Source organism: Variovorax sp. P1_H12_2, from assembly GCF_056405335.1.
Genome location: NZ_JBFUCI010000007.1, coordinates 21151 through 40889, shown reverse-complemented (window position 1 = coordinate 40889; position 19739 = coordinate 21151). Strand labels below are relative to the sequence as shown.

19 protein-coding genes are annotated in these 19739 nt (G+C 68.0%); 3 read left to right on the top strand and 16 right to left on the bottom strand.

Going from position 1 to position 19739, the window contains the following annotated elements:
• From AC1D2K_RS01930 to AC1D2K_RS01895, 8 genes are all read right to left on the bottom strand, one after another.
• Window positions 1–398 (bottom strand): TauD/TfdA dioxygenase family protein (locus AC1D2K_RS01930; RefSeq protein ID WP_478085873.1); only part of this gene is annotated, 398 nt, incomplete at its 3' end.
• 125 nt (window positions 399–523) lie between these two features.
• The gene (locus AC1D2K_RS01925; protein ID WP_478085872.1) at window positions 524–859 is read right to left on the bottom strand and encodes an acyl-CoA dehydrogenase family protein; all 336 of its coding nucleotides are present in this window, start codon (window positions 857–859) and stop codon (window positions 524–526) included.
• Window positions 856–2202 carry an LLM class flavin-dependent oxidoreductase gene (locus AC1D2K_RS01920; protein ID WP_478085871.1) on the bottom strand — a complete coding sequence of 449 codons (1347 nt, stop codon included), beginning with the start codon at window positions 2200–2202 and terminating at the stop codon, window positions 856–858. The genes AC1D2K_RS01925 and AC1D2K_RS01920 overlap by 4 nt, the downstream gene beginning before the upstream one ends.
• A gap of 55 nt (window positions 2203–2257) precedes the next feature.
• Window positions 2258–3121, bottom strand: a complete 864-nt coding sequence (locus AC1D2K_RS01915) for an ABC transporter ATP-binding protein (RefSeq protein ID WP_478085870.1) — start codon at window positions 3119–3121, stop codon at window positions 2258–2260.
• A gap of 21 nt (window positions 3122–3142) precedes the next feature.
• Complete coding sequence (locus tag AC1D2K_RS01910) at window positions 3143–3970, bottom strand: ABC transporter permease (RefSeq protein WP_478085868.1); 828 nt, start codon at window positions 3968–3970, stop codon at window positions 3143–3145.
• Window positions 3967–4839, bottom strand: a complete 873-nt coding sequence (locus AC1D2K_RS01905) for an ABC transporter permease (RefSeq protein WP_478085867.1) — start codon at window positions 4837–4839, stop codon at window positions 3967–3969. The genes AC1D2K_RS01910 and AC1D2K_RS01905 overlap by 4 nt, the downstream gene beginning before the upstream one ends.
• Window positions 4829–5947, bottom strand: a complete 1119-nt coding sequence (locus tag AC1D2K_RS01900) for an ABC transporter substrate-binding protein (protein WP_478085866.1) — start codon at window positions 5945–5947, stop codon at window positions 4829–4831. Before AC1D2K_RS01900 ends, AC1D2K_RS01905 begins: the two co-directional genes overlap by 11 nt.
• A 36-nt stretch (window positions 5948–5983) precedes the next feature.
• Window positions 5984–7498 carry an amidohydrolase family protein gene (locus AC1D2K_RS01895; protein ID WP_478085864.1) on the bottom strand — a complete coding sequence of 505 codons (1515 nt, stop codon included), beginning with the start codon at window positions 7496–7498 and terminating at the stop codon, window positions 5984–5986.
• A 184-nt stretch (window positions 7499–7682) separates the two neighbouring features.
• Between AC1D2K_RS01895 and AC1D2K_RS01890 the strand changes: the two genes are divergently transcribed.
• Window positions 7683–7910 carry a hypothetical protein gene (locus AC1D2K_RS01890; RefSeq protein WP_478085863.1) on the top strand — a complete coding sequence of 76 codons (228 nt, stop codon included), beginning with the start codon at window positions 7683–7685 and terminating at the stop codon, window positions 7908–7910.
• Between the two features lie 13 nt (window positions 7911–7923).
• Here the strand turns inward: AC1D2K_RS01890 and AC1D2K_RS01885 are convergent, their stop codons facing one another.
• The 8 genes from AC1D2K_RS01885 to AC1D2K_RS01850 all read right to left on the bottom strand — a co-directional run bounded on the left by AC1D2K_RS01885 (window position 7924) and on the right by AC1D2K_RS01850 (window position 17333).
• Window positions 7924–8877, bottom strand: a complete 954-nt coding sequence (locus tag AC1D2K_RS01885; RefSeq protein ID WP_478085861.1) for a substrate-binding periplasmic protein — start codon at window positions 8875–8877, stop codon at window positions 7924–7926.
• On the bottom strand, window positions 8870–9688 hold the full coding sequence (locus AC1D2K_RS01880; RefSeq protein WP_478085859.1) for an ABC transporter permease: 819 nt from the start codon (window positions 9686–9688) through the stop codon (window positions 8870–8872). Before AC1D2K_RS01880 ends, AC1D2K_RS01885 begins: the two co-directional genes overlap by 8 nt.
• A complete protein-coding gene (locus AC1D2K_RS01875; RefSeq protein ID WP_478085857.1) occupies window positions 9685–10503 on the bottom strand; it encodes an ABC transporter ATP-binding protein in 819 nt (272 codons plus the stop codon). Before AC1D2K_RS01875 ends, AC1D2K_RS01880 begins: the two co-directional genes overlap by 4 nt.
• A 4-nt stretch (window positions 10504–10507) precedes the next feature.
• Window positions 10508–11599, bottom strand: coding sequence for an ABC transporter substrate-binding protein (locus AC1D2K_RS01870; RefSeq protein WP_478085855.1), 1092 nt, complete (start codon window positions 11597–11599; stop codon window positions 10508–10510).
• Between the two features lie 303 nt (window positions 11600–11902).
• Window positions 11903–12679: a DeoR/GlpR family DNA-binding transcription regulator gene (locus AC1D2K_RS01865; protein ID WP_478085853.1), complete on the bottom strand. Its 777-nt coding sequence runs from the start codon at window positions 12677–12679 to the stop codon at window positions 11903–11905.
• 120 nt (window positions 12680–12799) lie between these two features.
• A complete protein-coding gene (locus AC1D2K_RS01860) occupies window positions 12800–14914 on the bottom strand; it encodes a phosphocholine-specific phospholipase C (RefSeq protein WP_478085851.1) in 2115 nt (704 codons plus the stop codon).
• An 8-nt stretch (window positions 14915–14922) separates the two neighbouring features.
• The gene (locus tag AC1D2K_RS01855) at window positions 14923–15237 is read right to left on the bottom strand and encodes a hypothetical protein (protein ID WP_478085849.1); all 315 of its coding nucleotides are present in this window, start codon (window positions 15235–15237) and stop codon (window positions 14923–14925) included.
• A gap of 11 nt (window positions 15238–15248) precedes the next feature.
• Complete coding sequence (locus AC1D2K_RS01850) at window positions 15249–17333, bottom strand: hypothetical protein (RefSeq protein ID WP_478085848.1); 2085 nt, start codon at window positions 17331–17333, stop codon at window positions 15249–15251.
• A 552-nt stretch (window positions 17334–17885) separates the two neighbouring features.
• On the opposite strand from AC1D2K_RS01850, the gene AC1D2K_RS01845 reads away from it, so the two are divergent.
• Entirely contained in the window at window positions 17886–18137 is a 252-nt protein-coding gene (locus AC1D2K_RS01845) for a hypothetical protein (RefSeq protein WP_478085847.1), read from the top strand.
• 66 nt (window positions 18138–18203) lie between these two features.
• Window positions 18204–19697 (top strand): type I glutamate--ammonia ligase, encoded by a 1494-nt coding sequence (gene glnA, locus AC1D2K_RS01840; RefSeq protein ID WP_478085845.1) that lies wholly within the window; start codon window positions 18204–18206, stop codon window positions 19695–19697.
• Window positions 19698–19739 lie beyond the last annotated feature (42 nt).

Here is a 19739-nt window from a genome sequence, read left to right as displayed (position 1 = left end):
TGGTCGGCATGGGCGGAGAGCTCGTCATGGCCGAGCACGCCACCGGCAAGGTTGGACACGTGCACGATGTCCGGCGTGTTTCCGCCATAGGGATCGGATCCCAGCACAGGCACGTTGGCCGGCGGATGGAACACGCTGCCGAAGTAGCTCGCGAGCCGCGCGAACGCGTCGTCCTCGAGCAGCTGGTCCTTGATGACCAGCACGTGGTGCTCGAGCAGCGCCTGCTTGAGCGACAGCACCTGGCTCGCAGGCAACGGGCGCGTGGCGTCGAGGCCCGTCACTAGCGCGCCGAGTGCGGCCTGCAACGGCGCGATGCGAAAGGCGGTCGTCGGTTGGGCCGATGGGTCGGAAGCCGGTGGGCCCGGCCGGGAGACGTCGAGCGTCGAAGAGTGAGTCATGGCGGGGTCGAGGTAGGAACGCGACAGGCGCGGGGAGGCCTGAATTGTTCGGCCGATCGGGACTCGGCGATAGAAGCGATTCGAGTCTGCTTATGCGCACAAGGCGCAAGGCCGGCCGGCTGCTTTCAGAACAAGCCGGTGGTCGGTGGTCCCTCGCCCTTGAGATGCCAGGCGCCCGATGCGGCGGCCTTCCACTGGCGCGGATTGTGGTTGGCCACCGTGCGCGCGTTGCGCCAGTGGCGATCCATGTTGTGGCGCCGGTCGGTGGCCGAGGCCCCGCCGACGTCGAAGGCGAGTTCGGAGGCGCGCAGTGCGGCTTCCACCGCAAAGTACTGGGCCTGGGCGACCGCCACCGAGGCCTCGGTCAATGCGGCCTCGCCGAGTCGATCCGCCCAGGCGGCATCGAGCGCATCGGCGGCGCGCAGTACCGTCGCCGAGAGTCGCGAGTCACCGAGGATCACGCCGCCACAGAGACCTGCGCGGGGTGAACCGGGCGTTTCAGCCCCAGGTGCTCGCGCAGGGTACGGCCCTCGTACTCGGTGYGGAACAGGCCGCGACGGCGCAGTTCGGGCAGCACGCCGTCGATGAAATCGTCCAGGCCGCCCGGGAACCACGGCGACATGATGTTGAAGCCATCGGCGCCGCCTTCCTCGAACCACTGCTGCAACTGGTCGGCGATGCGCTCGGGCGTGCCGACCACCTGCTGGTGCCCACGCGCACCGGCGATGTGCAGGTACAGGTCGCGGATGCTGAGCTTGTCGCGCCGCGCGAGATCGACCAGCAGCCGCTGGCGGCTCTTCGGGCCATTGGTCTCGGGCAGTTCGGGCAGCGGCCCATCCACCGGGTAGCCCGAGAGATCGAAACCGCCGACCACGGTGGACAAGAGCTCGAGGCCGACCGTCGGATGGACCAGGTCCTGCAACTGCTGGAACTTCTCCTCGGCCTCGGCCTGCGTGCGGCCGACCACGGGAAATATGCCGGGCATGACCTTCACGTCATCGGGACTGCGGCCATGGCGCCGCACGCGGGCCTTGATGTCGCCGTAGAACGCCTTGGCCTCCTCGAAGGTCTGATGGGCGACGAAGATGACCTCTGCGGTGCGTGCGGCCAGGTCCTTGCCGGCCTCCGACGCGCCGGCCTGCACCACCACCGGCCGGCCCTGCGGCGAGCGCGAAACGTTGAGCGGCCCGCGCACCGAGAAATGCTTGCCCTTGTGGCCGAGCACGTGCAGCTTGTCGGGGTCGAGGTAGAGGCCGCTGTCCGCGTCGCGCGGGAAGCTGTCGTCTTCCCAGCTGTCCCACAGGCCCGTGACGACGTCGTGGAACTCGGCGGCGCGTTCGTAGCGCAGGGCGTGCTCGAGATGCTCGTCGCGGTTGAAGTTCTGCGCCTCGGCGCCGCCGCTGGAGGTCACGAGGTTCCAGCCCGAACGCCCGCCGCTGATCTGGTCGAGCGAAGCAAATTTGCGCGCCACGTTGAAAGGTTCGTTGAACGAGGTGGAGACGGTGGCGATGAGGCCGATGCGATCCGTCACAGCGGCGAGTGCGGACAGCAGCGTGAGCGGCTCGAAGTGGTCGGCGCGCGCGGTGCGCGAGAGCGAGGGAAGGTTGGTGCTGCGCACGCCCACCGCATCGGCGAGGAAGATCGCATCGAACTTGGCGGCTTCGGCCTTTCGTACCAGATCGACATAGTGGCGGAAGTTGCTGCCGGCATCGGCTTGCGCGCAGGGATGGCGCCAGGCGGCGATGTGGTGGCCGGTCTGCATGAGAAAGGCGCCCAGCTTGATCTGGCGCGTGGAAGCGGTCATGGTCTTTGTTCCGGGGAATGGGTCTTGAAATGGGTCTTGAACTGGGTTGCGCCGCTCACCAGGCGAGCTGCAGGCCGGCCGGCCCGATCGCGGCCGGCCAGCGGGGCGAGGCTTGCGCCGGTGCGGGCGGGGGCTCTGTCCGGACGTCGAGGAAGTCGCCGAGCACGTCGTCGCGAAGCCGGATGAAGCGCGGGTCGCTGCGGTTGCGCGGGTGCGGGAGATCGACATCGACGATGCGGCGGATGCGCCCCGGCGAAGGCTGCATCACCACTACCTGGTCGCCGAGGAAGACCGCTTCCTCGACGTCGTGCGTGACCAGCAGCATGGTGATGCGCTCCTTCTGCCAGATCTGCTGCAGCTCGTTCTGCAGACGCGAGCGGGTCAGCGCGTCGAGCGCGCCGAAGGGCTCGTCCAGCAGCAACACGCGCGGTCGGTTGACCAGGCCGCGCGCGATCGCCACGCGCTGTGCCATGCCGCCGGAAATCTGGTGCGGCCAGGACTTCTCGAAGCCCTGCAGGCCGACGAGCGCCACGTGCTCGGCCACCAGCGCCTTCTTCTGCGCGGCCGTGAAGGGCGCATTGCGCAGGCCGACGGCAATGTTCTGCTCGACCGAGAGCCAGGGAAAGAGACGGTGGTCCTGGAACACGATGCCGCGCTCGGGGCCGGTTCCGGAGACAGGCTGGCCGTCGAGCAGGATCTGGCCTTCGTACTGGTCGTCGAGCCCGAGCACGAGCCGCAGCAGCGTGGACTTGCCGCACCCGCTGGCGCCGACGATGCTCACGAAGCGGCCTGCGGGCACGTGCAGGTCGATGCCGTCGAGCACCTGCAGTTCCCCGTGCTCGCTCTGGCTGTTGGCGTAGCGCTTGCCGACGCCACGGATATCGAGTTCGTTGGAGGAGGGCGTCGTGATCTCAGTCATTCCATATGCCTTGCAGAAGTTTCAGGTGCGGCCGGTCCAGCGCGAGAGCCGTCGCTCGAGCCGTCGCGCGAAAGCGTTCATCAGCCAGCCGACCAGGCCGATCACGAACATGCCGAAGATCACCAGGTCCATCCGGAAATGCTCGCTGCCCTCGATCAGCAGGTTGCCGATGCCGCGACCGGCCACCAGCAGGTACTCGGCGCCAATGGTGGCGAGCCACGAATAGATCAGCGCCAGGTAGACGCCCGTGAAGATTGCGGGCATGGCCGCCGGCAGTACCACCTCGAGGACGGTCTGCCGGCGCGTGTAGCCGTAGACCCGTGCCACTTCGAGCAGCGCTGGCGGCGTGGTGCGGATGCCGTCGCAGGTATTCACCACCACCGGCACCAGCGCGGCGAGCGAGAGGAACACCACCTTGGCCACGTCGCCGAGCCCGAACCACACCGAGATCAGCGGGATCCAGGCGAACAGCGAGATCTGCTTGAAGGTGTTGAAGCTCGGCCCGACGATGCGGTTGAACAGCGGCGACAGCCCCAGCAGCGCGCCGAGCAGCAGGCCCAGCACCGTGCCGATCGCGAAGCCGGTCGCCTCGCGCGCCAGGCTCGCGCCCAGGGCACGCCAGAGGCGCCCGCTCGTGATCTGGTCGAGCGCGGTCGCGAGCACCTTGCCGGGCGACACCAGCAGCGCCGAGTTCACGAGGTCGAGCTGCGAGGCCAGCCACCACAGCGCGATGGCGGCGATCGGCAACAGCAGGCCGCGCCAGCGGCTGGTGTCGACCGGGCGCAGCGGCTGGATGGTCGCCAGCTCGGCGGCATCGCGCGAGATCTGAGCCGCCCCGTGCGCACTCATCGCGCCGCCCCCGGCCGGCGGCGGTTGGCCAAGGTCTCGACGGCATCGAGCAGTCGGTCGATCGCATAGCCGATGGCGCCGACCACGATGACCGCGGCCATCACGAGATCGAGCTGGAACAATTGGCGCCCGTAGACGATCAGGTAGCCGAGCCCTTCGCTGGAGGCCACGAGTTCGACCACCACGAGCGACAGCCAGGCCTTGGTGAAACCCAGGCGAAGGCCCGTGAACAGCGTGGGAATCGCGTGCGGCAGCACGATCTCCAGCACCTGCTGGCGGCGGCTGTAGCCATAGGCCTGCCCCACCTCGCGCAGGGCCGTGGGGGTCTGCCGAAATCCCTGCAGGGTGTTGAGCGCCACGGGCACCATCGCGGCCTTGGCGATCAGGATGTACTTGAGCGGCTCGCCAATGCCCACGAGCAGCAGCACGAAGGGCAGCCAGCCGAGCACCGGGATCTGCACCAGTGCGTTGAAGGTCGGCAGCACGTAGGTCTCGAAGCGGCGCGACAGGCCCATGGCCGAGCCCAGCACGAGCCCGAGCAGCGCGCCGCCCGCAAAGCCGACGAGCACGCGCTGCAGGCTGGCACTCACGTGGAGCCAGAGATCGCCGCTGGTCGCGAGGTCGCGCAGCGTCTCGTAGACGAACTGCGGCGAGGGCAAGACCTGCGGCGAGATCCAGCCTCGCTCGGCACCCACGGTCCACAGCGCCAGCAGGGTGGCGGGCAGCAGCCATGGCAGCAGGCCGTCGACCGTGCGCCGCCAGCGCGGCACCGGGCCGGCGAGCGTCGGCTTCCCGCGCCGCGCAACCGGGCGGCCCCGCGCCGCTTCCAGGCCGCCACCGGCAGCGATGGTCGCGTGCTCAGCGGCCATTGACCGCCGCCACCGACTGCTGCGGCCTGGCCTTCGGCTGGCCCTTGGCGTCGTAGGCGGTCCAATAATTCTCCAGGCCCTGCTTCTTGAGCGAGTTCCGCAGATACCGGGTGTCGAACCAGTCGTCCACCGTGACGGCGTGGCGGATCAGCTTGAGCTTGAGCGCGTCGGCCACGACCGCCTTGTAGCGGCCGAGGATGAACTCGTCCACCAGCGGCGAATTGCGGCTGGCGAGCGACTGCTTGTCGAACTCCGCCGCCCAGGAGGCGACGGGCACGCCGCTGCGCGACCAGACCCTGAAGAGTTCGTCGCGGTTCCTTTCTTCCGATGCCCAGTGGGCGGCGCGCACGAACACGTCGACCACCCGCTGCACCTCCGCCTGGTGGGCCTCTTCGAACTCGCTGCGCACCAGCAGCGAGGCCTGGCGGGTCAGCGCCGGGTCCTGGCCCTGGGTCGAGTAGACGATGCTGGCCAGCCCGGCGTCGCGCACCTTGAACCACTCGTAGCCGCCGAAGGCGGCGTCCACGCCATTGGAGACCAGCGCCGCCTGTGCGCTGCCGGCATCGAGGTTGACGACCTTCAGGTCGCGCTCCGTCAAGCCGTTGGCACCCAGCACGTTGATGGCCACGAGGTGGCCGTTGGTGCCGCGGAAGATCGAGACCTTGCGGTCCTTGAGATCCTTGATCGAGCGGATCGGGGAATCCTTCGGCGTCACCACGTAGAGGTTGTTGCGCGCGCCGCTGACCGCCAGCAGCTTGGTCTTCAGGCCGTTGGAGCGCCCGACGATCTGCGGCAGGTCGCCCTGGTAGGCGAAGTCGATCTGCTTGTTGGACAGCGCCTCGTTCACGGCCGGTCCGGCGCCCTTGAAGAACAGCCATTCGACCTGGATGCCGGAGGACTTGAACTCCTCCTCCAGCCAGTTGTTGACCCGCACCAGCCCGCCGGGCGAACCGCCGAAGGTGACCGGGTCGCCGCCGCCCGCGGAGGCCACGCCGATGCGGATCACCTCGGGAGGCGCGGCCTGCACCTGGGCCGCCTCCAGCGACAACAGGACCAGGACGGACAGGGCGGCGGCCCATCGGCGCAGGCGAGGCACAGCGGTATGCATGGAATTCCTTCGGGAGTCTTTGGACAGGGCGCAGGGTCAGGGCGTCGGCTGGCCCAGCTTGCGGCCGACCTCCGTGCCCTCGAAGAAGCGCGGATTGGCCTCGGTATAGAAGCGGTACGGGTTGTCGAACACCAGCGCCTTGAAGTCGCCCGCCGTGATCACGCCCTGCGCGACCAGGTCCCAGCTTTCGGCCAGCGGTTCGGTGAACTCCGGCACGTCCCAGTGGCCGACGTCGGACGACCAGATGGCGTTGATCTTCACGCCGAGCGGATTCACGCGGTCGTTGAAGGCCGCCGCCACGGTGCGGTCGTCGGCCTCGGAGCCGAAGTAGAAGCTGTTCACCCAGCGATCCCGGATGTCTTCCACGCGCTCGATGCCGGCCAGTGCGAAGTCGTCGATCTCGGATTCATCGGGCTCGCGGCTGTGCGGCAGCGCCGAGATGCCGAGACTGTCGCGCAGCAGCGTCGACTTGTCGATCGCGCGGCCCTTGAGCAGGTCGCCGCCGTAGCGCTCGAACAGGGACGCCAGCAGTTCGATATCGGCCTCTGCGGGATCGTAGTTGCGCACCGCGATGCGGTTGCGCTTCTCGAAGCGATCGACCAGGTGCGTGTAGACATGCGAGCCCCAATCGGCCCCGCCTTCGAGCAGCCCGACGCGCAGGCCCGGGAACCGCCGGGTCACCCCGCCGAAGAACAGGGCCTTCGCAAAAGCCTGCGAACCGTCGGCGAAATGGCCGATGTGGTTGTTCATGTAGTTGCTGATCGACTGCCGACCCGTCCAGCCCTGGCTGCCGTAGTGCGTGGTGACCGGCACGCCGAGCTCCACCACCTTGGCCCAGAACGGGTCGTAGTCGTGCTCGCTGTCGATGCCGTAGAAATCGATGTAACCCGCCTGCTTCGCCACCTCGGGGTGTTCCCTGGCCGGGTACTTGTCCGCGATCGCGCGGATCGGCCGCCGCACGCCGCCGGCGATGTTGATCACCTTCAGGCCCAGCGTCTTGACCGCGAACTCCAGTTCCTCGATGCCCTCCTGCGGCGTGTGAAGCGGGATGCCGGCCACGGGGGTGAGGCGGTCCGCATAGGCGCGGTACTGGTCGGCGTGGAAGTGGTTGATGGCGCGATGCAAGGGCTGGCGGAACTCGCTGCCCGCCGCGGCGGGCGACAGCACGTCGTTGGGGAACAGGACCGAGTAGTCGGAGCCCTGCTCGGCCAGACGCTCGTGCAGCAGCGCGGGCAGCGTGTAGGTCGCGAGGTCGTACGTGTTGCGCGTGACGCGCGCCCACCACGGCGCTCGCAGGGTGCGGTGGTACTGGCGCTCGTCGGGCGTCTGCTGGTACCAGTCCTTGCCGCCGCCGTTGCGCGTGACGAAGCGTCCGCCCAAGGCCTTGCGCAGCGCGTCCACCAGGGCATTGCCGCCATAGTGCTGGATGTAGTCCTCCAGCGCCGGTGCGTAGTCGTTGACGTGCACGTCGGTGTCGATCACCGGGTGCCGGAGGCCGGCCTTGACGGCGGCGGATCGCGATGCGCGCACAGGGCTCAATCGGTCGTTCACGGGTGTCTCCTTCGATGTGACTTGGATACGACTCGCAGGTTAGGTGCGAGCGTCGTGTCGCCCAAGGAAGGCTTTCGCGTTTGCTTAGGTGCGCCTCGCATATCAGCCAGGCGATGCTGGCGAGAGCGGCAAGTGGGCTGCGCCCCGACTGGCCACCGCCTGGACACGCGCGCGTCGCACCGCCTTGCAGGAGATCCGCCAGGACAGCGCGGCCTACTACGCCTTCCACGCGGAGGTCAGCGGCTTCCCGCTGGAGGTCGTGAAGGTCTCGCACCCGCTGTCGCAATTCCCTGAAGCGGCCTACCCCGCCGAAGGAGTGGCGCTGCTCGACGAGGTCAAGAAGTTCCTGCTGGCCGAGCACCCCGTGAGCCGCGACTTCGAACTCGCGCAGTGGCGCGTCCACGACGCCTGAGCGACTCACCGGCTCAGGAATGGCAGACCAGCCCGTCCTTGAGCAGCGTGATCTCGAACTGCAGATTGCCCGCGCGCGCAGCGCGAGCCTTGGCCAGGGTGCCATCGGCACGCCACTGGCGCAGCGCCGTGGCCACGTAGTCGCGCGACAGCGCGTCGCCGTCGGCCAGTCGAACCAATGCGTCCGAGCGCGCTTGCAGGCCCTGGACCAGGGGTTTGTAGAAGCGCCACTCCTCGTTGCGCATGAGCCGCTCCAGCACTTCACTGTCTTCGGCCAGTGCCGCGCATTCGCCCGCCATGAAGGCCGAGGCCGCATGCACCGACGACGGGTAGCTGCGCGGCTGTGCGCCATAGCGTTGCGCCACCGCGCCCGCGTAGCCGGAACCTTCGCCAACGCAGACCGATGCGCCGCGCAGGGCGGCCTCGTCCTGCAGCCGGCCGCGCCGCAGGCCCACCACGACGCCGCGGCCCGTGTCGTAGCTGCCTGGCGCCGCAGCGATGCCTTGCTGCGGCGCTTCATCTCTCGCCACGCCGGCGATCAACAAGTCGATGCGCCCGTCGCGCACGGCGGCTTCCCGCTCGTCCGCTGCCAGGCCGACCAGCCTGAGCTTCACGCCGAGCGCGTCCGCGAGCTGGCGCGCGAGCGTGGCGTCGAAGGCATCGGGCTCGGGCGGCGTGGGGGCTTCCGCTGGCGCGGGGCGCGGGTAGCGGCGCACGCCGACGACCAGTTCACCACGTACCACCGCACGCTCCAGCACGGGCCCTTTCGGCCGGTTGGCAAGCGGCGGTGCGGTCTCCAGCAGTCGCCGCAGCCATGTCGGCGATGCGGGCAAGCCCGGGTCGGCAGGGTCCGCGAACGCCGACGAGCCGCCGATGCTGCCGAGCGCCGCCAGGGCGACGGTCACCGCCAATACCGTCCCGGCGGCGGCTCGGCTCGGCGCCGGGGCAGCCTGCCTGCGTTCATTCATCGAGGCTCAACCCCTTGCGCCAGCGCAGCAGCCGGCGCTCCAGCAGCGCAAGCAGATAGTTCAGCAGCAGGCCGAGCACCGCCAGCATCAGGATGCCCGCATACATGGTCGGAATCTGGAAGGTCTCCTGCGAATTCAGCGTGAGGAAGCCCAGGCCCGAGTGCGCGCCGATCATCTCGGCCGCCACCAGCGCGGTGATGCTGTACGCGCCGGCCAGCCGCACGCCCGTGAAGATCGACGGCAGCGAGGCCGGCAGCACCACCTTGAAGAAGATGAAGCGGCGGGACGCGCCCATCGACAACGCGGAGTTCACCAGCAGCCGGTCGATCTGCTTCACGCCACTCACGGTGCTCAGCAGCACGGGCCAGAACGAGGCCCAGAAGATGATCGCCACCTTCGAGAGCTCGCCAATGCCCAGGAACAGGATGAACACCGGGAAGAGCGCGAAGGCCGACGTCTGGCGAAACAGCTGCAGCACCGGATCGACGATGGCGGCCAGGCGCTTGAAGCCGCCGATCAGCAGTCCCAGCACCACGCCCGCGCTGCTGGCGAGCACCAGCCCCCAGAGCGATCGCTGAAGGCTGGCCGCCACGTGCTTCCACAGCTGCCCGTTGTCGAGCAGTTGGCCGATGCTGGCCAGCACCGCCGAAGGCGGGCTCAGGTAGGCGTCGCTCACGATGCCCAGGCGGGGCAGGGCCTCCCACAGCAGCAGGAAGAGCACGATGCCGATGCCGCGCTCGGCCCAGCGGCCCGCGATGCGGAAGATGCGGCTGGGCGGGCGAATCGCCGGCGCGTCGAGCACCGCGCTCACGACGCCGCTCCTTCGAGCGACTTCGGCCGCAGGCCGGGCTGCCCGAGCTGTACCTCGTCCTTGAGCACCTCCCAGGCGCGATGCCGCAAGGCGGCGAACTCCGCCGTGTGGCGCAGTTCGGCGGAGCGCGGCCGCGCGAGCGGAATGTCGATGATGTCCTTGATGCGGCCGGGCCGCTGCGTCATCACCGCCACCCGGTCCGAGAGGTACACCGCCTCTTCCAGGCTGTGGGTGATGAAGACGATGGTCTTGCGGTGCTGCTCCCAGATGCGCAGCAGTTCGCCCTGGAGCACCTCGCGTGTCTGCGCATCGAGCGCGGCGAAGGGCTCGTCCATCAGCAGCACGTCGGGCTCGTAGGCCAGCGAGCGCGCAATGGCCACGCGCTGCTTCATGCCGCCCGAGATCTCGTGCGGGTAGCGCTCGCCGAAGCCGTGCAGGCCGACCAGCTCGAGGTACGCCTGCGCGGTACGGCGTCGCGCCGCCTTGCCCAGGCCGCGGATCTCGAGGCCGATGGCGATGTTGTCGAGCACCGACAGCCATGGGAAGAGCGCGTAGCCCTGGAACACCACGCCCTGGTTGCGGTTGATGCCGGCAATCGGCCGGCCGTCGATGGCGATGCGCCCGCCGGTGCGCTCGGTCAGGCCGGCCAGGATGGCCAGGAAGGTCGACTTTCCGCATCCGGAGGGGCCGAGCACCGACAGGAATTCGCCCTCGCGCACGTCGAGGTCGAAGCCCTCGAGCACGGCCACACGTTCGCTGGCCCCGCGCGCCGCATAGTCCATCCGCACGTCGCGGGCAGAGATCTTGATGCTCATCGCCTCAGGTCTTCGCCGGTTGCTGTGGCTGCTTTTGCGCGAACGGGTTGAACTCGTTCGTGTAGATCTCCTTCACGGCCACCTTGCCGGCCGGAATCTTCCCTTCGGATTGCAGGATGTCGACGTAGTACTGGATCGGCGGCTCGGTCACCACCAGGTCCTCCACATAGGCATAGCGATCGACATTCTTCAGGTCCATGTTGATGCGCTTGGCCACCAGCTTGCGCGCCTCTTCGGGGTTGGCATTGACCCAGTTGCCCGCCTTCGCCAGCGCGGTGACCACGTCGCGCACGGCCTCGGGATGCTCGCGGATGAAGCGGCCATGGGCGCTGTAGGGCGCCATGCCGCCGAGTCCGCCGTCGAGGTCGAAATCGCTCCACAGCCGCAGCAGCTGGTCCGCGTTCTCGGCCCGGCCCGAGAAGGGGGCGTGGATGATGGCCAGATCGGTGTTGCGCGTCACCAGCGTCTGCTCGGCCTGCTCGTCGGGAATGACCACGAAGTTGATCTTGTTCACGTCCACGCCATGCTGGCGCAGGTACTTCTTGGTGACGAACTCGGCGCAGGCGCCGAAGCTGTTGAAGCCGACGGTCTTGCCCTCGAGGTCCTTCGGCGCGCGGATGCCGGAGTCCTTGCGCACGAAGTACTTCATGTGCGGCGCCTCCTGCAGCGTCCTGCCGCCGGCGGCCACCACCTTCAGGTCGGCGCCCGAGGCGATGGCCGAGATCACCAGCGGCACCATGCGGCTGCCGAAGTCGATCTCGCCCGTGCCCACCAGCGGAATGATCTGTGGCGCCGCGATCTTGCCGACGTACTGCGGGCGCGTGTTCGTGCCCTCGAAGTAGCCGAGCTGGTCGGCCAGGTAGATCAAGTCGAACGAGGGGTTGTCAGGGTACTTGAAGGCCACCTTCTCGCCGGCCTTGCCGACCACGGCCGGGCCGCCGGCCGCAGCGCTCTTGCCGTCGCCCGGCGAGCAGCCTGCAAGCAGGAGGCCGCCGAGGCCGCCCGCGGCGGTCAGCGAAGCAAGGGTCTTGAGCGCCAGGCGGCGTGAAGGCAGCGCGCGGGCGCCGAGGCTGGAAGAGGGCGTCTCGATGGGCATGGCGTCGGGCTCCGCGGGCGGAGCGCAGGGACTGGTTGGGAAGCTACCGATCGTAGGAAGCACCACCCCGCGCACCAACGAAGAAAAGCGCGCATGCATATGCGGCCTGCGCTGGCGTGCAAGACGAAAAATTGCGGCGTCTCATTTGCCGATCGAAGGATCGGTGTCGCGTGACAGATGGCTCTGGCCGACCTTTCGGGTCGCCCGGCAGCACTCCGGGAGCGCAGGCCTTGGCCACGCATCTCGCCACTGTCCGCAGGGCGAAATGATGACGCCCTGTCCCCGGCCGGGAAACCCGCTGCGTCAGGCGACGATCACGCGATGGCAGGTCTTGCGCAACAAGGGCAGGGCGGGCAGTTCGCGGGCCTTGGCGTCGGTGACGACGACGTCGATGTCGGCCGTGCGGATGTAGGTCACGCGGCTGGCCTGTCCGATCTTCGCGTGGTCGGCCAGGATGACCACCTGCTGCGCCTGTTCGGCCATGGCACGGGCGACCGCGGCTTCGTGGTGCTCGAAGCTCATGGCGCCAAGCCTGGCATGCAGGCCCACCGGCGACAGCAGGGCGACGTCGGCGCGGTAGCGGTGGATTTTCTCGATCGTGGTGTCGCCGTGCGTCGCCTGCGTCTTCACGTCGATGTGGCCGCCCAGCAAGATGGTCTGGTTGCCCGTGAGGCGCCCTTCGCYGGCGCCTGCGAGCTTGAGCGCAATGCTCAGCGAATTGGTGATGACGGTCATGCCGCTGAGCGTGCCGATCTCCTCCGCGAGCATCGAGGTGGTGCTGCCCGCGTCCAGAAAGACCGTCTGCCCCGGCTGCAGCAGCCGGATCGCAGCCTTGGCGATGGCACGCTTTTCCCGTTGGCGCGCCACCAGCCGCACCGCCAGCGGCGGCTCGGGTTCCGCGCTGGTGGCGATGGCGCCGCCGTGGACACGGCGGAGTTCGCCCAATCCTTCGAGTTCGAGCAGGTCGCGGCGGACTGTCTCGCGCGACACCGCCAGGTCCTGCACGATGCGCTCGACGCTGAGCCGCGAGAACGTGGCGAGAAGGCTGCGGATGCGCAGGAATCGTTCGTCTTGAAGCATGGGGATGCCGGCGTGTGAAAAAGAAGGGTGCAGCGGGACGCCGTGCCGACCCGCAAGCGGACGGGCGCGGGACGGGTGCCATTGTGCCGATCAACGCACCCGTCGGGGCGAAGCCGAGTGTCAGGACAGCACGCCCATCGCCGGGTCGCTGATGCCGTCCGCGCCGGTTTCCACGCGGCCCGCAAAGCGCCGCAGGTAGGTTGTGCCGTCGTCCACATTGGCCGACACGCTGAAGTCGTACCAGTGCTTGCTGTAGGCCAGGTCCCATTGCTGCGTCAGCACCTGACCGGGCGCGAGCGCGAAATTCCACGGCCCGTCGGTGCGGTAGGCGGTGGGCGCGACCGCGACCGTGCAGCTGATGTTGCCGAGGTTGTGCATTTCCAGGTGCACGTCGCCGTTGGCGGTGTCATAGCAGACGCGGATCTCGGGCAGACCGGCACCGCCCGCGAGCGACTTCGGCAGCTTGCCGCGGAAGCGGCGGAAGTAGCCGTTGGGCCCGAACACCGACAGGTCGTAGCTGCCGTCGGAGGTCGGCGTCCAGCTGTCGTTGAGCAGCTTTCCCGGCTCCACGGTGTAGCGGCGCGGCAGGTCGCCCAGCGACAAGTGGTTGTAGACGTGGAAGACCGCGCCCGCCTTGCCGGTGTTGCCGAACACCAGCCAGTACTTCTGCCGGTCGACGTCGGGCCGACCGCTGGTATGCAGCTCGTAGGGCAGCGCGCGCGAGTAGCGCACGCCGGTGGCCTGCAGCGGCATCGTGCCGGTGCCGGGCGTTGGCGCGACCGGCGTAGGCAGCAGCAATTGCATCGCGATGGCGGCATCGGCCGCGGCGCTGTCGATGGTCGGCAGCGCCGGCAGCTCGGCATTGGGCGTCGCGAAGTTGAAGCACGAAGTGAGATCGCCGCTGACAGAGCGTCGCCACGCGCTGATGTTGGGTTCGGTCACGCCGAAGCGCATTTCGAGAAAGCGGATGACCGAGGTGTGCTCGGCGACCTGCGAGTTGACCCAGCCGCCCTTGCTCCACGGGCTCACCACATACATCGGTACGCGCCAGCCCATGCCGTAGGGCGAGCCGATGTACGGCGCCTTCAGCTCGTTGCGTTCGCCGAGCGTGGATACGGTGCTCATGCCCGCGTCGGTGCCGTCGGGGTTGCGCGACGCAATGGCGGGCGGCGGCATGTGGTCGAAGTAGCCGTCGTTCTCGTCGAACATGAGGAAGAGCACCGTCTTGCTCCACACCGCCGGGTCGGACGTGAGCGCGTCCAGCACGCGTTCGGTGTACTCGGCGCCCCACAGCGGCGACGACGGGCCGGGGTGCTCCGAGTACTTGGCGGGCGCCACGATCCAGCTCACCTGCGGCAGCAGGCCGTTCTTCACGTCGTCGGCCAGGTCGGACAGCGAACGCGTCGACAGGCCGCGTGCCTTGAGCGAGCGCTGCGCTTCGGTCGGGGCCGCTGCATAGTAGGCACGGCGGAAGGTGTCGAAGCCTTCGAGCGGGTTGTCCGTGAAGTTGTCCGCCATGTCCTGGTAGATCTGCCAGCTGACGCCGGCCGCTTCCAGCCGCTCGGGGTAGGTCGTCCAGCTGTAGCCGGGGGTGTTGGCCAGGTCGTCGTTGGTGTTGTCGATGGCCGGGCCGCCGCCCTGGCCCAGCGGATCGTTGCTGCCGGTCCAGAGGAACAGCCGGTTCGAGTTGGTGCCGGTGAGCTCGCTGCAGTGGTAGGCGTCGCACACCGTGAAGGCGTCGGCCAGAGCGAACTGGTAGGGCATGTCGCTCTGCTGGTAGTAGCCGAGCGCGCGCGCCGACTTCGCCGCCACCCACTGGTTCATGCGCCCGCCGTTCCAGGCTTGCTGGCCGTCGGCCCATCCGTGCGCCATGCCGGTAGTGCGCTGCGCGCTGGTGCTGGTCGTGTCGTAGTGAAAGGGCAGGCAAGTCCCGCTGCCGGATGTCGGCGGCTGGTTCCAGACCGGCTTGCCGTTGGCCAGCGGCACCGGAAAGCGGTCGCCGAAACCGCGCACGCCGCGCAGCGTGCCGAAGTAGTGGTCGAAGGAGCGGTTCTCCTGCATGAAGATCACGACGTGCTTGACGTCGCTGATGGTGCCGGTGTCCTGTGCGGCCGGAATGGCCAGGGCACGGCGGATGCCCGGCGGCAGCAGGCCGAGTGCGGCAGCGGCACCGGCGGTGGTGGCGGCACCGCGCAGGAAGCCGCGTCGGGAACTGGAGGTGTGCTGGTCTGTCATGTGCGATCTCAGGGGGCACAGCGCACCGACTCGGGACGGCGAGCGGGTGGTTTGTTGTCGGGCGTGGCACCGGGCGGCGTCACGGCTTCGGCGGGAGGCCCGGCGGTGGCCGGGTCGTTCGGGGTGACCACCACGCCGGGTGGCGCGCCCGTGCTCGACGGGTTGCCGGTCGGGGTGAGGGGCGCATTGATGCCGCTTCCTCCGCCGCCACCGCCGCCACCGCCGCACGCGCCCAGCGCGGTGGCGGCGACCAGCGTCGCGAATGCAAAGAGGAGGCGTCGGCCCGCGGTCGGGCGCGCGGTGGGCGTGGGGTCGCTGTGCATGCGCATCTCCGTCAGGGAACCAGCGTGGTCAGCGAGGTGCCCGAGCGGCCGATCGATTCGACCTCCAGGGCGGTCAACACGCGATTCCAGGTGCCGAATTCGCCGAAATCGAAGCGGCCGCCGATGGTGTTGCTCGCATTGCCGTTGCGATAGCCGGGGCCATAGCCGCCATCGCCGTCCTCGTTCAGCGTGAAACCGTTGTTCAGGCCGTTCAGGGCCGCGACGTAGGCGCTGGTCAGGGGTACCGATGCGCTCTGCATGCCGTAGACCGGGTCGTACACATGGAACCTTGCCGCCAGGCCCGGCACATCGACCACCATGGCGGCGTACACCCAGGTGTTGGCGCTGAAGTTCAGGTTCTTGTCGCCCGCCCGGGCGCCGCCGCGACCGATGTTGAAGCGCAGCGTGCTGCCGTATTGGCCGATCGCCAGGCCCGGGTTGTCGCCGCTGCCCCAGTTCTTGTTCGACACCACAGGCATGCCCGAGCGGGTGGCGTCCGAGCGGAACCAGAAACCGAAGCTGAAGGGTGCGCTGGTGCTGCTCACGTTGGCCGTGGGAATGCGATAGCCGCCATCGCAAGCGGCGCAGACGGTCGGCCCGRCATAGTTGGTCGATTGCAGCGCGGTGTCGGTGCCGCCGAACGGACCGCCGCCCGCGGCGGTGTAGATCGGCGTGGCTCCGCTCACCCAGGGTGTGAAGGCCAGCGCGCCGTTGATGCGGTCGGCCAGCGTCGTCTTCAGTGCGAACAGGTGCGTGAGGCCGGTGGCCACGCCGGGCATCAGCGAGATCGGCTTCACGTAGTCGAGCGTGGCACGCAACGAAACGGGCGTCTGGTCGGCGACCACGGTGTAGTTGTAGGTGAAGAAACCGCTGGCTGCAGGCGCCATCGTGGTGTCCTCGAACTCCAGGGCGTTGCCGGGCAGCGTGGCGACGGCGATGCCGTCGCGCATGACGGCGATGGCCGCCGGCGTGGCCGGCAGGGTCCATGTCAGGCGAATGCCGCTTCGCTTCTTGTTCATGTCAGCGGCCAGCTGGCGCACACCGGCGGCGCCGGTCAGCGGGCTGCCGTCCATGGCGTACTTGTCGGCCCCGGGGCGTGCCGAGAGATGCGTCAGCACCGTGGGCGTGATGTCCGTCGCGGCGGCGTAGGCGTACCAGGGCTCGATGGCCACCGGCAGCGTGGCGGGTGCGGCCGCCGCCAGGTTGGCGGGCTTGTCGATGGCGATGACCGTCGCCAGGTTCGACGCGATCGGAATGCCGTCGGCCACGCCGGTGGCACCCAGGCCGTGCGTGGTGGTGACGATCACCATCCAGTCCTCGCCGGGCTGGGCCGCGCGACGCTTGGCGAGCGAAGCCTTGAGCGTCGCGATCTGCCGGTCGACTTGCGCCAGCGCGTTTTGGTAGTCGGTGCCGTAGCCAGCCACGTCCGCCACCTGTGCCGGGCCCTGGTAGTCGGCCACGATCAGGTCGTAGCCGCCGCCCTCGATGGCCGCGGCCGCCTCGGACGACACGCAGCTGTCGTTGCCTTCGCAATCCTTCACCAGGTCCAGGTAGCCGGAGGCCCTGTCGGCGCGCAGCAGTTGCGGCAGGCCGCTCCAGCTGGCAATGGCCGCGGTACGCGCCGAGGCGTGGCTTTGCTTCAGCAGCTTGAAGACGGTGTCGGCCTTGAAGCTCTGGCCCTCGTAGTTGGAGCGGATCTCATGGCGGTCGGCCCAGGCGCCTGTCAGGAGCGTGGCCCACGCCGGGCCGTCGGTCGCCTGCTGTTGCGTGGTCTTGCCCTTGATGCCCCCGGTATAGGCAGGGAGCACCATGCCAAGCCCCTGGAGGGACGGCATGCGAGCGGCGACTAGCGCTTGCTGCAGGGCCTCGTACTGCACGCCGTCGATGCCGATCACCAGCGCCTTGCCTTGCGGCCCTGTGCCGGGAGCAGGCGCTGGCGCCGGTGCGGGAGGCGCGGCGGAAGCGGGTGAGGGCGCTGGTGTGGGCAGGAATGGGAATGCAGGCGCCGAGCCTCCACCGCCGCCACAGGCGACCAGCAGAAGCAACGGGCTCATGCTCAGGGCGGCACGCCCGAGGCGGCCTCTCAGTGTGTTCATCAGGGATCTCCGGCAAGGTGGGACACCGGAGGTCGCGGGGGACCTGTCCGGTCTCGAATGAGAACGTGGTTGCGACAGGCACTTCGCGCAATTGCAGCTACCGGGACCTGTGCGGTTCCAAGAGATATGCAATAAATGCCTCAAACGCAACCAATGCCTCGGATGTTGCGGGAGTCAAATGACAGAGCTTTGACAGCGCCGGCTCATGGCCGGACATGTACGGCTGAACGAAATGGACTGGCGTTTGGGTTCTGTCCCGCACGATTCCTGAGGCGGAAGGGGCCTTCGGACTTGTCAGTCAAGTGGAGAGGCGCCGTGCATCAGTGGCGTGTCGGACGCGCAGGCCCTGTACCGGGGGTCCGGACCGACGCGCCGCGGACGGTGCAGCCGCTCGCGCCAGCCGAGTCCGCACGGCGAGCCACGAATGTCGGAACTTCACCGTCAGCGGTTCGTCAAATTCCTTTTGACCTGCGCCTTCTGGTCGTGGTCGCGCGCAAGCGCATCGGGATGCACGAAGGCGCCTGGCTCTGTCGTTACAAGGAGAGCGCGCGCATGGAAAAAATGCTTCACCTGCTCGAGACTTTTACCGCCCGCGGAAGTGATGGACTGACCTACCGCGTCCAGGCCTATGAACACCTCGCCCGTCTCGACGCGGTTCCCGACACGCAAGGACAATGGGAGCCGACGGGGCTCACCGAATACAAGCTGGCCGATGGTCGGCATGTCGGCGTCGACAAGGATGGCGTGATGACGTTGGCCGGCACGGGGATGAGGCTGAATCGCGACCCTTCCCCGCAGGACTGAGAGTGATGCCCGCGTGAGCGGGAGTCGTGGTGGATTTCTGGGTAACCCCAACCCGAGGAGAGGACCATGCCAACCGAAAAAAAGCGCCTGATCGCCCAGTTCGAGCCCGGCGCCTACCGGGTGAATCCGCCGAAGAATGCGAAGGAGGTGATTGCCCTCGTGCAGGAGCACGGAGTTCAGATCGTCGACCTGAAGTTCACCGATCTGCCCGGACTGTGGCAGCACTTCTCGATCGGGCTGCCGGAACTCAATGACGAACTGTTCAACGACGGCATCGGGTTCGACGGCTCCTCGATCCGCGGTTTCCAGGAGATCCACGAGTCGGACATGCTGCTGCAGCCGGACCCGACCACCGCATTCATCGATCCGATGTGCGAGACCCCGACGCTTTCGATGATCTGCAATGTGGTCGACCCGGTCCGGAAGGGGCCCTACTCGCGCGATCCGCGTTTCGTGGCCCGCAAGGCCGAGCGTCACTTGAAGGACACCGGGGTCGCGCAGACCTGCTACTTCGGCCCGGAGCTCGAGTTCTTCATCTTCGATTCGATCCGGTTCGAGCAGAACACGCATTGCGGCTACTACTACGTCGATTCGGTCGAGGGCGCATGGAACTCGGGCCGGGACGAAGGCGCGTTCGGGGGCGGGAATCTCGGCTACAAGCCGCGCTACAAGGAAGGCTATTTCCCGGTGCCCCCGCACGACACGCTGCAGGACATCCGCTCGGAGATCGTGCTCGGGCTGATGAACGCGGGTGTGCAGGTCGAGATCCACCACCACGAGGTGTCGACCGCGGGCCAGAACGAGATCGACATGAAGTTCGCGCCGCTCGTGCGAATGGCCGACAACGTGATGGTCTACAAGTACTTCGTCAAGAACATCGCGCGCCGGCACGGCAAGGTGGCCACGTTCATGCCGAAGCCGCTCTTCGCCGACAACGCGAGCGGCATGCACTGTCACCAGAGCCTGTGGAGCGAGAAACGCAATCTCTTCTACGACGCCAAGGGTTGGGCACTGACCTCCGAGCTGTGCCGCTGGTACATCGGCGGACTGCTCCAGCATGCCCACGCGCTGATGGCGTTTTGTGCACCGACCACCAACTCCTACCGCCGGCTCGTCCCGGGCTACGAGGCGCCGGTGAACCTGGTGATGTCGCAGCGAAATCGCTCGGCTGCGGCGCGCATTCCGATGTATTCGGAATCGCCGAACGCGAGGCGCGTCGAGTTCCGTTGTCCGGACCCGACGGCGAATGCCTACCTCGCGTTCGCCGCAATGCTCATGGCGGGCCTCGACGGGGTCGCCAACAAGATCGACCCGGGCCCGCCGATCGACAAGAACATCTACGAGCTTCCCCCTGAAGAGGCAAAGGGCATCGCGAAGGTGCCTGGATCGCTCGAGGAGTCTCTCCGGGCGCTGGAGAAGGATCACGACTTCCTGATGCGCGGAGACGTGTTCACCAAGGACGTGATCGAAACCTGGCTCGAATACAAGTGGAAGCACGAGGTCGATCCCGTGAGGCTGCGCCCGCACCCGTGGGAGTTCTATCTCTACTTCGATGCCTGAGACTCGGCGTGGGCCATTGCCAAGGATCACCATCGATCCCGA

Excerpts from the sequence above, each read along its gene's own strand:
- AC1D2K_RS01905 (WP_478085867.1), bottom strand. The coding sequence starts at position 4,839 with ATGGCCGCTGAGCACGCGACCATCGCTGCCGGTGGCGGCCTGGAAGCG.
- AC1D2K_RS01910 (WP_478085868.1), bottom strand. The coding sequence starts at position 3,970 with ATGAGTGCGCACGGGGCGGCTCAGATCTCGCGCGATGCCGCCGAGCTG.
- glnA (WP_478085845.1), top strand. The coding sequence starts at position 18,204 with ATGCCAACCGAAAAAAAGCGCCTGATCGCCCAGTTCGAGCCCGGCGCC.
- AC1D2K_RS01915 (WP_478085870.1), bottom strand. The coding sequence starts at position 3,121 with ATGACTGAGATCACGACGCCCTCCTCCAACGAACTCGATATCCGTGGC.
- AC1D2K_RS01900 (WP_478085866.1), bottom strand. The coding sequence starts at position 5,947 with ATGCATACCGCTGTGCCTCGCCTGCGCCGATGGGCCGCCGCCCTGTCC.
- AC1D2K_RS01875 (WP_478085857.1), bottom strand. The coding sequence starts at position 10,503 with ATGAGCATCAAGATCTCTGCCCGCGACGTGCGGATGGACTATGCGGCG.
- AC1D2K_RS01885 (WP_478085861.1), bottom strand. The coding sequence starts at position 8,877 with ATGAATGAACGCAGGCAGGCTGCCCCGGCGCCGAGCCGAGCCGCCGCC.
- AC1D2K_RS01870 (WP_478085855.1), bottom strand. The coding sequence starts at position 11,599 with ATGCCCATCGAGACGCCCTCTTCCAGCCTCGGCGCCCGCGCGCTGCCT.
- AC1D2K_RS01845 (WP_478085847.1), top strand. The coding sequence starts at position 17,886 with ATGGAAAAAATGCTTCACCTGCTCGAGACTTTTACCGCCCGCGGAAGT.
- AC1D2K_RS01855 (WP_478085849.1), bottom strand. The coding sequence starts at position 15,237 with ATGCACAGCGACCCCACGCCCACCGCGCGCCCGACCGCGGGCCGACGC.
- AC1D2K_RS01860 (WP_478085851.1), bottom strand. The coding sequence starts at position 14,914 with ATGACAGACCAGCACACCTCCAGTTCCCGACGCGGCTTCCTGCGCGGT.